We start from the raw sequence: 13735 nt of genomic DNA on the forward strand, positions 1-13735 counted from the left end.
GGTATGGCCTTTGTCAAAGAGAGTATAAAATATATAATGAAGCACTTTCTATTAATACTTTTCTTAACCACTTTTTCTTTACAGTTAGCCGCCCAGGGGTATCCTTTGGCTAAAGAAAAGCCCTTTAATTCGGGTGAAGAAATCGAATTAAAAGCTACAGTAGGCTTTATAAAAGCAGCAGAGGCGCAGCTAAAAGTGAGTGACATAATTTATACAATGAAGGGCAGGCCAACTTTCAAAATAGATGTCTTTGCCAATACATCGGGTATTTTTGATTTCTTTTCTCCTGTGCGCGATAATTGGGGCACTTACTTCGATACCGCCCGTTTCGTACCGCATCAATTCTACCGCTATATTTCTGAAGGCCGATTCCGTAAAAACGAGATTCTTTATTTCGATCAGAGTGATAAAAAAGTGACCGTTGCTAAGCTTGAGAAAGAGAGCAGGCAGCTCAAAGAAAAAATTGAGCACGATATGACCACTGATGAAATGCAAGACATGGTGAGTGGTTACTATTATTTACGGATGATTGATTTTGATAAAATCAAAGTAGGTGAAATTATTACCATAAACACGTTTTTTGATGACAAGGAAAAACCCTTTAGTATCAAATTTATGGGTAGGGAAGTGGTGAAAACCAAACTAGGAAAAGTAAATGCTTTGATCCTTGTCCCCATAATGAAAAAGGATGGGCTGTTTGAAGAAGATAACACTTTGAAGGTTTGGCTGTCGGATGACTATAATAAAATCCCATTAAAGTTTCAGGCCAAAATATTCGTTGGCTATTTAGAAGTAGACGTAAAGAGTGTAAAGAACCTGCGACATCCTTTGTCAATTGTTCAGTAAATCTGCTTTTTTTGAGATTGGGCTCTTTTTTTTTAGATATATTTGCTCATATCGAACTGAGGTAAATACTAATTTTTGAATTATGGGTGCTAAGCAAAACCACCGAGTGCTTGTGGTAGACGATGATCCGGATATCCTTGAACTACTTAAATACAACCTTGTAAAAGAGGGCTACGAAGTAAAAGTAGCTGAAGACGGCAAAAAGGGAGTGCAAATAGCAAAAACATTTCAGCCAGAATTGGTTTTGTTAGACATTATGATGCCCAACCAAGATGGAGTTGAAACTTGTCGACAAATTAGAGAGTTACCAGAAATGGTAAATGCTCATATTACTTTTTTGACAGCTAGGGCAGAGGAGTATTCTGAAGTAGCGGCATTTGATGCAGGCGCTGACGATTACATTACCAAGCCAATTAAGCCTCGTGCTTTAATGAGTCGTATTAGCGCTCATTTTAGAAAGGAGAAAAAAGGAAAGTCTATTCCAAAAGTTTCTATTGGTGATCTTACAATCGATAAAACCAGTTATACAGTAACTATATTAGACAATCAATTTACCCTTCCAAAAAAGGAATTCGAATTGCTCTATTTCCTTGCTCAAAATCCAAACAAAGTTTTCAGCCGTGATGATTTATTGCAGAACATTTGGGGAACCGATGTTTATGTATTGGCCAGAACGGTAGATGTACACATTAGAAAGGTGCGCGAGAAAATTGGAGATGGTTATATCACTACTGTTAAAGGGGTGGGTTATAAGTTTGAATCTAATTAAAAATGCTTTTTAACTCTAAGGCAGTTGCATTGCTTTTGGCTTTCGTTGTGGGGCTTATTACCACAGCGTTTCTGTCTTTAGTTTCCGGAACACCAGTTCAGGCGCTCATTATTGGGGGCCTGATTTCTTTTGCGGCCACCTATATTTTTGCCTACATAACTTTTGAGTTTTTGGTTTTTAGAGAAATCAGTAAAATTTATGAGGTGCTCAATAAAATCCGTAAGAAAAACTTTTCCTTTATTGAAGACGAAGAAGAGCGCAAGTACCTTAATCCGCTAAAAAGAATAAACCAAGAGATTTATACTTATGCTGCGGGTCGTCAGCGCGAAATTGAAGAACTGAAAAAAGTTGAGGCATTTAGAAGAGAATTTTTGGCAGATGTAAGTCACGAACTGAAGACTCCAGTATTTGCTGCCCAAGGTTTTGTTCATACGCTTTTGGATGGCGCCATTGACGACAGCAAAGTAAGAATTAAGTTCTTGAAAAGGGCTGCAAAAAGCCTAGATAGCCTAGATGCGCTGATACACGACCTGCTAACACTCTCGCAAATTGAACTGGGTGAAACTAAAATGCACTTTGAGCATTTCGATATTGTTGAAATGGCCAATGAGGTTTTAGATCAGTTTGAAAACAAAGTAGAAAGGAAGGGCCTGTACATTGGTTTCGATCAAGAATACAACCATCCGATTTTCGTATATGCCGATTCTGAAAAGATTTACCGTGTACTGACCAACTTAGTGTCGAATGCCAATAAATACACAGATGAGGGCGACATAATCCTTGGTTTTACAGTTTCTTCGGGCGGTCATGTAACCGTATCGGTAAAAGATACTGGAATGGGAATTCCACCAGAAGATTTAGGGAGAGTTTTTGAGCGCTTTTTTAGGGTAGAAAAAAGTCGATCTAAAGGAAGAAAAGGCGGTACAGGGTTAGGTTTGGCTATTGTGAAACACATTATGGAAGCCCACAATTCTAAGGTATCGGTGATTAGTACCTTTGGTAAGGGTTCTACATTCAGTTTTAAATTACCTTTGTCGAAAGAAGAAGACTTAGATTCGACAGATGATGACGAATTCGAGTCTGAGGATTAATTCCATTATTCAGACTTTACCCATCCATGAAAATTAAATTTGAAGATTTAATCTGCTACGAAAACGATCATTTTTTGGTAATTAATAAGCCAGCACATATGGCTTCACTTGATGATCGGAATGACCCAAAGAATGTTCAAAAGCTTGCTAAGGACTATTCAGAACACCTTTCTGTTTGCCATAGACTAGATAAAGATACTTCTGGATGCTTACTGCTGGCCAAAGGTGCAGAAGCATACCGGCATGCTTCTATTCAATTTGAGAAAAGAAACATCAATAAGATTTACCATGCTTTTGTAGATGGACTTACAGAATTCAGGGAAGAGCGAGTTGCGTTATCTATTTTACCTTTAGATAAAGGAATTGTGGTGATTAATAAAGAAAAGGGAAAGGAAGCGGAAACCTATTTTACCACGCTTGAAAATTTCAAATCAAATTCACTGATTGAGTGTAGGCCTATTACTGGTAGAATGCACCAAATCAGAATACATTTAGCCACTCTGAAGGCACCAATTATTAATGACGAAATGTATGGTGGAAAGCCGTTGTACCTTTCGCAGCTCAAGAAAAAATTCAACTTAAAAAGGGAAGAGGAAGAAAGGCCAATTATACAGCGTTTCGCGCTTCATGCTTACGCACTCTCTTTCAATAATTTTTCTGAACAAATTACCGTCAAAGCAGATTACCCTAAGGATATGCAGGTGTTATACAAACAGCTGAAGAAATACAGGTAATAGATTATTATGAAATCAGGTTTTTTTGCTTTCCTTCTTTTAGGATTAAGTTTTTCTATTCAACTCCTCGGTCAAACTCAAACAACACTTCAGGGCTACGTTTATTCAGCTAAAGACCAACAGCCTTTAGTTGGGGCAACGGTGAGTTTAGCGGAAACTAGTTTGGGAGCAGTTACGGACGCCAATGGTTTTTTTAAAATAGAAAAGGTGCCCACGCAAACCTATAAAGTGGAGGCTCGGTTTGTGGGGTTTCAACCTCAGGTTAAATTCAATGTGATTGTCCGTTCTGCTGGTAATGCCGAATTGATTTTTCAACTTGAAGAGATTCAAGATGAATTGGGCGAAGTGGTGGTTACAGCCAGTCCGTTTCCTTCAAGAATAGAAAATCCAAATTCGATTCAGAATTTATCTAGGGAAGAGATAGCTACATACCCTGGTGGTAATAACGATATAGCCAAAGTAGTTCAGTCTTTACCGGGTGTTTCTGGTTCGGTAGGTTTCAGGAACGATATTATTATTAGAGGAGGCGCACCTAGCGAAAACGTCTATTATTTAGATGGAGTTGAGATTCCTAATATCAATCATTTTGCCACCCAAGGCAGTGCTGGTGGACCGGTAGGTTTGCTCAATGTGTCGTTTATAGAAGATGTAACGCTGAGTACTAGCTCGTTTTCTGCCAAGTATGACAATGCCCTTTCTGGAGTTCTACAATTCAATCAGCGTAACGGAAACTCGCGAAACAGAAACCTTAATTTTAGACTTGGTGCTAGCGAAGCCGCATTAACTTTTGAAGGGCCATTGGTACTGCCAAAAGAAGATGAGCAAGCGAAAACTACCTTTATTATTTCTGCGAGAAGATCTTACCTGCAGTTCCTTTTCAAATTGATAGACCTTCCGTTTTTACCCGATTACTGGGATTACCAATACAAGGTCGATCATAAAATTGATGACAAGAACGAAATATCATTGATAGGCGTTGGTTCCATTGATGATTTCAGCGTAAATATTCCAGATGATATTACTGAAGAACAGCGTGCTACTTTAGATCAAATTGCCATCATCAAACAATGGACTTCAACTTTAGGGTTTAGTTGGAAACACAAGATGAATAATGGTTTTTTAAGAACCACGTTAAGCGCAAATGTATTGAACAATGATTTTGTGAGGTACCAAGACAATATCAACGAAACGGGCTTATTGTTCAGTAATAACTCTAGAGAAACCGAACAAAAACTAAGGGTTGAAGCCACCAAGTTTTTAGGAGAATGGTCATTGTCTTATGGCTTGAACCTTCAAAAGTCGGCTTATGAAAACACTACTTTTGACAACGATAATGGGCTTAGTTTTAACTCTGAGATTGACTTCTTTAAGTATGGGCTTTTTGTGCAAGCTGCTAAAGCATTCTTCAACAATAAGTTAGAAGCCTCATTTGGAATTAGGAATGATGCTGATTCGTTTACCGATAATGGCTTTAATAACATAGCCCATCTTTCGCCTCGACTTTCCTTAGCTTATCGTTTGTCAGAAAAATTCACATTGAACGCTGCCACTGGGCGCTATTTTAAAATCCCTCCATACACCATTTTGGGTTTCCAGAATAATGCAGGTGAGTTTGTGAATCAAGATGCTGATTACATTCAAACAGACCATTATGTATTGGGTTTGGAGTATTTACCAAGGCTATCTACCCGATTTACCATTGAAGGGTTCTACAAGCGCTATTCGAATTATCCTGTATCCATCAGAGATGGAGTTTCTTTGGCTAATTTGGGCGGTGACTTTGAGGTGTTTGGGAGTGAAAATATTTCTAGCATCGGGAAGGGACGTGCTTATGGTGCGGAGTTTTTATATCAGCAAAAGCTGAACAAACGATTCTACGGCATTTTGGCTTATACCCTGTTTTGGAGTGAATATACTGACTTGAATGATTCGGGTTATCGCCCAGCATTATGGGATAATCGTCATTTATTGACCTTTACTGGTGGCTATAAGCTTAATAACAATTGGGAATTAGGAATCCGAAATCGTTTTTTGGGTAGAGCACCTTTTGTGCCTGTAGATATAGAAGCAACGGAAGATTCATATCCCACTATTATAAACGATTACGATAGGCTTGGCAATGAACGTTTAAGGGCTTACAATTCTTTGGATGTAAGAATTGATAAGAAATGGAATTACAGTAAATGGTCATTGAACTTGTTTATTGAAGTAACCAATCTGTTGGGAAGTAGATTGCCTCAATCTCCTCAATACGGCCTTGATTTAGACGATAACGGTGAAGTGATTATGCCGCGAAACCTGATTGAAATTCCCGATACCAATAACGGATCTACAATTCCAACTTTTGGTATTGTGATTGACTTTTAGCCTATTTTAACCCAACAATATAGATTTCAAACTTGGGATTGGTGAGGTTTACTTTTTTTCTTCTAGCAATCTTCATGGTATATCCCGTGAGCATTAGTATGCCTGCTGTTGTTGTAGTGCTGCGGTCAAGAGAGAATTTTTGACCGTCTACAACGGTATGATTGAACAAATCAATGGCCATTAGTCCAATTCCTACGGTAGGCAATAATGTTTCAGATGCGCCTAGAAATTTTGAGCGATTAGATTCAGCACCTCTTACATCAATCTCTGTAATTTGGCTTGTATGAAGAATATTGTTCTCTAAAACTAAAGTGCTGTCTGCAAATTCCGTAATTCGGTCGGTAAAGAATACCTCTTGACCCTTCTGTTTATACACAATTTTAGAGCCTACAAAGTACTCGTATTTACGCATCGAACCTTTCTTTCTCACTACAAGGTAGGTTTGAGAAAAGGCTGCCTCAGACAGAAGTAAAAGGCATATTATAAGGAATGGCCATTTTGCTTTCATAGGCCTGCAATTAAAGAAAAAAACTGGTTAAGGAATGTTAAATTAAACCTTTAGCATCCAATTAAATTTATCTTCTGCCTTACCTGTTTTAATTCTATCTAGTTCGAAAAGCACTTTGTTTGAAAACTCTCTTTCTTCGATTGGCCCCAAGTTATAAACTTCATCTTCGAAACCAATGCGGGCTATATGAGCAATAGTAGCAGCAGTACCCACGCCAAAAGCTTCTTGAAGAGTACCGTTTTTAGCTGCCTCAACCACTTCTTTTACAGAAACTTTGCGCTCTTCCACTTTCATGCCCCAGTCACGCGCTAGTGTCAATACACTGTCTCTAGTAATTCCTTTAAGAATAGTGCCGCTGGCTGGCGCAGTAATAATTGTATTGTCAATAATGAACATTACGTTCATGGTACCTGATTCTTCAATGTACTCGTGCGTTTCGGCATCTGTCCAAATCAGCTGATCAAAACCTTGAGCTTTGGCTAGTTTAGCAGGATAAAGGCTGGCCGCATAGTTTCCACCTGCTTTAGCAAAGCCAGTTCCACCAGGCATAGCTCTAGAAAATTTCGTTTCAATTTTTACATTGACAGGGGCGGAATAATAAGCTCCTACCGGGCAAGTAATAATCATAAACTTGAAGGTGTCAGAAGGTCTGATTCCTATATATTCGTCTGTTGCGAAAATGAAAGGACGAATGTATAAAGAAGTGCCAGGTACAGATGGTACCCACTGGCTGTCAAGTTTAATTAACGTTGTTAAAGCTTCCATAAAAAGCTCTTCGGGCAATTCAGGAATACACATTCTTTCTGCAGAAATATTCAACCTTTTGGCATTGGCCTCTGGTCTGAAAAGCAATACTTCACCAGCGTCATTTTTGTAAGCTTTCATGCCTTCAAAAACTGTAATGGCATAGTGCAAAGTGTTGTTTGCCGGGCTTATTGAAATATTTTGGTATGGTACAATCCTGAAGTTTTTCCATTCCCCGTCTCTGTAGTCTGCTTCAAACATATGGTCAGAATAAATCTTCGCAAATGGGATATTGTGAACGTCAAGAGTGCCAATATTTGATTGGTTTACCTTGTTTATCGAAATATCAATTGTATCTGTCATGTACCGATGGGTTAAGGGGAAATGAGTTCAAATTTAAGAAACTTCAGGGTTTGAACAAATAAGATCAAACCGTGAAATATTCTAAAAGAAGAGGGGTTAATACTGAGTGAAGAAATAATATTTTGAAATAAAAATTTATTCAGAATATTGTTTTTGATTACTGTAACTTTTGTTGGTGAGAAGTCTGTGGTTTTAATATTTTCCAAAATGGAAAGCCGACACATTTAAATGGTAAATACTTACTTAATTTTCCTAGGTTCCCACTTTACTTCTTCAATACCAAGCTCTTGTGCCATTTTTCTTCCCAACATAAAAAAGAAATCTGAAAGGCGATTAAGGTACTGAATCACTAAACCGTCCACGGGTGATTCGTCATTTAGGGCAATGCAAATGCGCTCGGCCCTTCGGCATACGCAACGAGCTACATGGGCAAATGAAACGGAGGGATGACCACCCGGAAGAATGAAATTTTTTAACGGCTCAAGATGTTTTTCCATCTCGTCCATTTCTTTTTCAAGCAACTCAATGTCTGAAGGAAGAAGATCGGGTTTTACCACTTTATCTTTTCCTGGTTCTGTGGCCAGTTCGGCTCCAAGAGTGAAAAGTCTATCTTGAATTTCTTTAAGTAGATCCAGTCTCTTTTCATTCACGGGCTGATCTCTTAGTACACCCAAGAAAGAGTTGAGTTCGTCTACCGTTCCGTAAGCTTCGATTCGGAGATGTGCCTTAGAAACACGAGCACCACCCAATAATGAGGTGGTGCCTGAATCTCCTGTTTTTGTATAAATTTTCACAATTCAATTAATGTGTTGCGGCTTCTGCTGCTGCCTTAGCGGCTGCTTCTTTCATAGGATTACCCCTTGTAGGATTTTCGTTGATAGTGTCGGTTTCAACTAAGCCATCTCGCATTCTAATAATTCTGTGAGAATATTGAGCAATATCATCTTCGTGTGTTACCATGATAATGGTGTTGCCTTTGTCGTGTAGGTTGGCAAACAAGTCCATAATGTCATAAGAAGTCTTGGTATCCAAGTTACCTGTTGGCTCATCGGCCAAAAGGATCGAAGGGTTATTTACCAATGCTCTTGCAATTGCAACTCTTTGACGTTGACCCCCTGAAAGTTCGTTAGGTCTGTGATGGGCTCTTTCGGCTAATCCAACACCGTCTAGAGCAGCTAATGCTTTTTCTTCTCTTTCTGCTTTGCTATAGCCAGCATAAATTAAAGGAAGCGCAACGTTTTCTAATGAACTAGCACGTGGTAATAGGTTGAATGTTTGGAAAACGAAACCAATTTCTTTGTTTCGAACTTCTGCCAATTCATTTTCGGTCATGTCACTAACGTCCATTCCGTTCAGAACATAGCGTCCACCAGAAGGTGTATCAAGACAGCCGATCATGTTCATCAAAGTTGATTTACCAGAACCAGACGGTCCCATGAAAGAAACATACTCTCCTTGCTTAATTTCAATGGTTACCGATTTTAGGGCGCGAATAGTTTCGCTTCCCATTTGGTAGATTCTAGATAAATCTGTTGTACTGATTACTGTTTTCATATTCGTATGACGGATGTATGTTCAATAAAGTTTAAATCAAGACTAAAAAAATAATCAAAAGTTTAATCCCGACTCAATATCTGTTGGGAATCAACAAACAAAACAACGCAATCTAGAGCGGCTAACAATATTTATTCCTTGAGCGGATACTCAAATGGATTGAAGGGTTTATTGGCGAGTCATTTTCAGTCGTTTAGGCTTAAAGCTCTTTGCTGAATTTGCTTTTCCTTTTGCTCAAATTGATTTTTAATCCTTTCAAACTCCACTTCCTTTGCAAATGTTGATAGCGTTTCTAAAGCAGATTTACCAAAAAATGGGAGGCCTACCTCTAAGGTTTGATAAATGTAGGCTTCATATAAAAGCACACTTCTTTTGTTAACGGAAATGGCTTTTTGAAGTAATTCATAAATTTCTAGGGGAGTGGTAGAATCCATAATTCTAAGTGAGTCAACTGCCTTTAAAGTGCCTTCCTCATCAAAGCTGTTCTCACGGGCTATGTCCAATAAGAGGGCTTTTCTTTCTTCCTGATTCAAGTTTTCTCTTTCACTCTCATATGTTTTCCATTTTTGCAGAAGGCCAGAAGAGGGTTGATCAACGGTTTTTGCTAGAAAATCTGAATAGGTAGTAGCAATAATATTTCTGTCGAAATTATAGGATTGAGCTTCGCCCAAAAACACGAAGCTGAGTTCATAAGCGCCCTGTTGGTATGCCCAAATGGCTTTCATGTAACTGTAAAGCCCAGTATTTTGGCCATAGGAAGCAATGAGTTCATCCAGTAAATTAAAAGTTTCATTCACTCTACCTGAGTTATAAAGTTGAATTACCTTCCCTAGCATGAGGTAATCCTTTATGGCTATGTTTCTTGGATAGGCAATGTATCTATCGAAAGTCTCGATAAGTTCTTTATTGCTCGTTTTTGAGTTGAGCGCAGCGTTATACAAATAGTAAAGTTCATCAAGCAGTAAGAAAGAGTCGGTTGGTACTTTTAGCTTTAATTCTGGCTGAATATTTACAGCATTTGCGAATGCTTGTCGGTTGGTAAGTGTATGAAGATCTTCAAAATGAGCAGTGCTTTGCAAAACCGAATCAATATCAAGGTTATTCTTGATGGATAAATCTAAAGCCAGAAAATTACTGGTGATTTCGGAAGTAGGTTTGTTTTGATATGCCTTTTCCAACAATAATAAAGCTGTATCCAAATGGCCGAACTCATAATGTGCTATGGCTAGGTTGTTAAGAACTCTTTGGTCATTGAGCCCGTTTTCTATCTCTTTTAAGGAAAGTAATTTATTGAAGAGTTGGTCTTGATCAGAATAAAACCTGGCCAAGCCTAATGATGGTTTATGGTTTTCACTTCTTAAAATAGCTTCCTTAAATCTTTTAGTGGCCTGAGCAGGATTTCCGTTGGCTTTTTCAATCATGGCCAAGCCATAGTTTGCCCTAACCCCATAGTAATCATAGAATAACGATTGCTTGTAGTATTGTTCAGCCAATAAATCATTTTCCACTTTTTCGGCCAGTGATCCTAAAGTATTGTATTGGCCTGCTTTGATTTGGTAATAGGGACGATAGTTTAAGTAGAATAATACCCCAATCAGAAAGAAAATAACCCCTAATCTAGCTGTCAATAATGGAGCTCTTTCGCCTCTAAAAAAGGATTTCCAGGCGGGAGCATTTGCCAATAAAGCAGGGGTAAAATTCATGAAGCAATACACATAGTACACCACAGCGAAAGCTAAGTGTGAAGCTACAATTGTCATTTTAATGGCCAATGTCAACGAGTCGTTAGCAGTGATTTCAGCATAGGCTATTACCGCCAATGAGATGGCTGCCAAGGCAGGGTAAAGCAATTTCTTAATCAGTAGAATTGGAATTTGTGATTCTACAACCGCTAGCTTGGTTTGTAAAACAAAATACCCTGAGATTACGGAGATGAAAAGAATTGTATAAGGGTTAATCAGGATTATATTTAATGAAATCTGACCCGTAAGGTTCAAGAATAACAAGGTAAGCACGAGGATATATACAGCGCCAATCACTAAGAAATGGATTAATGCGTTTTTGCCGGAAGGTGCGTTTTGTGTGGCAACCTTAAAGAGGTAGAAAAAGTTATCTCCAGCCACAAAGAAAATGAACAATGCAGCTAATATAAGCGGAGCAAGTATGCCATAAGAAAACCAAACTAGCGTAGGGCTTGGTACAGGTGAAATAAGAGCGGCTACAAGGGTAAAACTACCAATAAGAATGAGAATCGAAATTAGCCTTGTTGTAAAACCAATATTGGTTTTAATACTTTGGAAATAGTAGCTCAAGAGCAAAAAGCCTCCAATAAAGGCGTATCCGAAGTACTGATTGCCTATGGCCAGCTCGTCTAAGCCAAAATTAATAGATACAAATACTAAAATGCCTGCGCAGACCAAGTACCAGAAACGCTCCAAATAGGTAATGGTTACTGTACAAATTACAAATCCAATAAGTGTTAAGGCAAAAAGTAAATATTCAGGCCATTCTAGAAAAAGGTAACGTCCCGTTTTAAATTGCTGCCAAATTAAGATTTGATCAAGCTCAAAACCCATTGGCTTTCCGTTAATCGAAAAGTACTCTAAAAACAGGGGTGATTTAACGTATTCTGTGTCGGTAACCCATGGTAAAACCAAGCTATCGCCTATAAAAAAAGTAGAAAGCAGCAGTAATCCGGCAATGGATACAGTAGCCCAATTAAAAAGGCTAAAATACTTAATAAGAAGGTGGCTCTTTTGATTTTCCAAGGGTGCTATTTTAACACTTTTGGTACTTTGAAAAACTTAGAATCTTTCACCGCAGCATTTTTTAGCGCCTGTTCCTGACTCATACTGATTTCCGCTTTGTCTTTCCTAAAAACGTTTACTTCTTCTGTCATATGAGTTAAGGGTTCAACACCTTCAGTGTCTAGTTCATCCAGTTTCCCTACCCAAGTTAGTATTTCGCTCATGTCATTCAAAAGCTGAGTTTCTTCCTCGGGCTTAATGTTGAGTCGGGCTAAATGAGCTACTTGGTGTAATGTTTTTTTATCTACCTGCATGGTGTGTCAATTTCAGTTCTTCATCTATTATCGAACGTACTTTCGCCATTAAATCGTGCACTGCAAAATCATCAGTGCCTGTTGGCCAAATGGGTTTGTGCACTTTAAGCGAAATAGTACCTCTGTGCATGATTAAGGGTTTTTTGTCAGGTAAAAGTAGGTGATTGTTGTGAATTGTTACCGGTACAACTGGGATTTGTTCTTCCACAGCAATTTTAAAACTGCCCTCTTTAAAACGACCCAATTCAGGCGGGTTTTTGCTTAAAATTCCACCTTCGGGAAAAAAGGTGATACTATAACCATTCGCAACGGCTTCCTTACATTTTACCCAGCTTGCATGTCGATCTCTTAAACTATTACGATCTACCAAAATATGTAGCTTGCTGTACATATAGCCCCATAATGGAATTTTTCTCAATGAGCTTTTACCGATAAATTTAAAGTTATGGTTAATAAGCCCCATGGTTGGGATGTCCAGAAAAGAGAAGTGATTGGCGCAGAAAATATAGCGTTGTTTTCGGCTCAGTTTTTCTTCGTAAACAATTTTAGAACGGTTTAAAAAGAGAAAGAAAAAAAGTAGCCTGGCCCAAACATGATTGAGAAAACCAGCAGTTTTTTCTAAGGGCTTCACAAAAATAGCCAACAGAAAAAAGGGCAGAAGGACAATGAAAACCAATGCAAAAATAACTAGGCCGTAAGTAGAATAAATTTTGAGTAGTGTTTTCATCGCGTTTAAGCTGCGAAGATAAAATAAAATGAGTTGCTGCTCAGGTAAATACTGTTAAGATTAAAGGAATGGCTGAGGATTGAATGATGAGAGGCGCATAGAGGTTAATTATCATTCTTTAATTTTTTGAGCGGAGCACTCTTAAGCAAAGATTGCATTTGTATGATGGCCATTTTATTCAGTTGTATCAATCGATCGCTTTGGGATAAGCCTTGGCTTATAAATACTGCATTCATACTTTCCATATTGCTTAATACCACCAGCTGCTCAATGGTGGCTTCGTCCCTTATGTTTCCTTCCGCAGTTGGGTTTTCGGTTCGCCACTGCTTAGCTGTTTTGCCGAAGAGTGCCATGTTTAAAATATCGGCTTCATTGGCATACACCAAGCTAATTTGGGTTTTGGTTAACTCTGTTGGTAATAAGTTCGCCTTTATCGCATCGGTATGAATTACATAATTAATCTTGGCTAAGGTGCGCTGTAAGTTCCAATCAAGCTTTAGTAGGTTATTTTCATCGGCCTTTAAGCGTTGAAACTCTTTTATTAAGTATATCTTGAATTCTGCAGAAATCCACATTCCAAATTCAAAAGCAATATCTGAATGTGCAAATGAGCCACCATATCTTCCAGCAGTTGCCTTTAAGCCAATTGCATTGGTTTTTTCAACCCATTCTTTTACGCTTAATCTATAGCTATTTAAACCTGCTTTACTTTTAATTATGTCGAATTCGCCATAATTAAAATTGGGGTTGTAAACACTCTCCCAAACGCCTAAAAATTCTATCGTATTTCTGTTTCGTAGCCAGTCGGAAATAAAGTAATCCCCATCCTTGGCTTTTAACATGTCTGTGAGCGAAATGTATTTATGACCATTCTGGTCTAATATATTGATTGCTATCCCCTTTACTTCTAGAGTTCTTTTCTTGCTCATCTCTCCTTATTGGTTTTATGAATACCAGTATAAGTTAAATAG

The 13735-nt window shown here is 38.3% G+C and carries 13 protein-coding genes; 5 read left to right on the top strand and 8 right to left on the bottom strand.

What is annotated here, in order from left to right; translation table 11 throughout:
• The first annotated feature begins 36 nt into the window (after window positions 1-36).
• The 5 genes from OB69_RS09980 to OB69_RS10000 all read left to right on the top strand — a co-directional run bounded on the left by OB69_RS09980 (window position 37) and on the right by OB69_RS10000 (window position 5807).
• A complete protein-coding gene (locus OB69_RS09980; protein WP_053223582.1) occupies window positions 37-846 on the top strand; it encodes a DUF3108 domain-containing protein in 810 nt (269 codons plus the stop codon).
• A gap of 82 nt (window positions 847-928) precedes the next feature.
• Window positions 929-1615: a response regulator transcription factor gene (locus OB69_RS09985; protein ID WP_053223583.1), complete on the top strand. Its 687-nt coding sequence runs from the start codon at window positions 929-931 to the stop codon at window positions 1613-1615.
• A 2-nt stretch (window positions 1616-1617) separates the two neighbouring features.
• Window positions 1618-2706: a sensor histidine kinase gene (locus OB69_RS09990; protein ID WP_053223584.1), complete on the top strand. Its 1089-nt coding sequence runs from the start codon at window positions 1618-1620 to the stop codon at window positions 2704-2706.
• Window positions 2707-2732: 26 nt separating this feature from the next.
• Complete coding sequence (locus OB69_RS09995) at window positions 2733-3440, top strand: RluA family pseudouridine synthase (RefSeq protein WP_053223585.1); 708 nt, start codon at window positions 2733-2735, stop codon at window positions 3438-3440.
• 9 nt (window positions 3441-3449) lie between these two features.
• A complete protein-coding gene (locus OB69_RS10000; protein ID WP_053223586.1) occupies window positions 3450-5807 on the top strand; it encodes a TonB-dependent receptor in 2358 nt (785 codons plus the stop codon).
• Between the two features lies 1 nt (window position 5808).
• Here the strand turns inward: OB69_RS10000 and OB69_RS10005 are convergent, their stop codons facing one another.
• The 8 genes from OB69_RS10005 to OB69_RS10045 form a co-directional block, all read right to left on the bottom strand.
• Complete coding sequence (locus tag OB69_RS10005) at window positions 5809-6315, bottom strand: hypothetical protein (RefSeq protein ID WP_053223587.1); 507 nt, start codon at window positions 6313-6315, stop codon at window positions 5809-5811.
• 42 nt (window positions 6316-6357) lie between these two features.
• Window positions 6358-7422 carry a branched-chain amino acid aminotransferase gene (locus OB69_RS10010; RefSeq protein WP_053223588.1) on the bottom strand — a complete coding sequence of 355 codons (1065 nt, stop codon included), beginning with the start codon at window positions 7420-7422 and terminating at the stop codon, window positions 6358-6360.
• Between the two features lie 239 nt (window positions 7423-7661).
• The gene (locus OB69_RS10020) at window positions 7662-8216 is read right to left on the bottom strand and encodes a cob(I)yrinic acid a,c-diamide adenosyltransferase (RefSeq protein ID WP_053223590.1); all 555 of its coding nucleotides are present in this window, start codon (window positions 8214-8216) and stop codon (window positions 7662-7664) included.
• A gap of 7 nt (window positions 8217-8223) precedes the next feature.
• Window positions 8224-8976, bottom strand: a complete 753-nt coding sequence (locus OB69_RS10025) for an ABC transporter ATP-binding protein (RefSeq protein WP_053223591.1) — start codon at window positions 8974-8976, stop codon at window positions 8224-8226.
• Between the two features lie 185 nt (window positions 8977-9161).
• Entirely contained in the window at window positions 9162-11744 is a 2583-nt protein-coding gene (locus OB69_RS10030; RefSeq protein WP_053223592.1) for a tetratricopeptide repeat protein, read from the bottom strand.
• Window positions 11745-11749: 5 nt separating this feature from the next.
• The gene (gene gatC, locus OB69_RS10035; RefSeq protein WP_053223593.1) at window positions 11750-12037 is read right to left on the bottom strand and encodes an Asp-tRNA(Asn)/Glu-tRNA(Gln) amidotransferase subunit GatC; all 288 of its coding nucleotides are present in this window, start codon (window positions 12035-12037) and stop codon (window positions 11750-11752) included.
• Window positions 12024-12764: a lysophospholipid acyltransferase family protein gene (locus OB69_RS10040; protein WP_053223594.1), complete on the bottom strand. Its 741-nt coding sequence runs from the start codon at window positions 12762-12764 to the stop codon at window positions 12024-12026. The genes gatC and OB69_RS10040 overlap by 14 nt, the downstream gene beginning before the upstream one ends.
• A gap of 104 nt (window positions 12765-12868) precedes the next feature.
• The gene (locus OB69_RS10045) at window positions 12869-13693 is read right to left on the bottom strand and encodes a KilA-N domain-containing protein (RefSeq protein ID WP_053223595.1); all 825 of its coding nucleotides are present in this window, start codon (window positions 13691-13693) and stop codon (window positions 12869-12871) included.
• Window positions 13694-13735: the final 42 nt, after the last annotated feature.

It is taken from the genome of Roseivirga seohaensis subsp. aquiponti (genome assembly GCF_001267955.1).
Lineage (GTDB): Bacteria > Bacteroidota > Bacteroidia > Cytophagales > Cyclobacteriaceae > Roseivirga > Roseivirga seohaensis.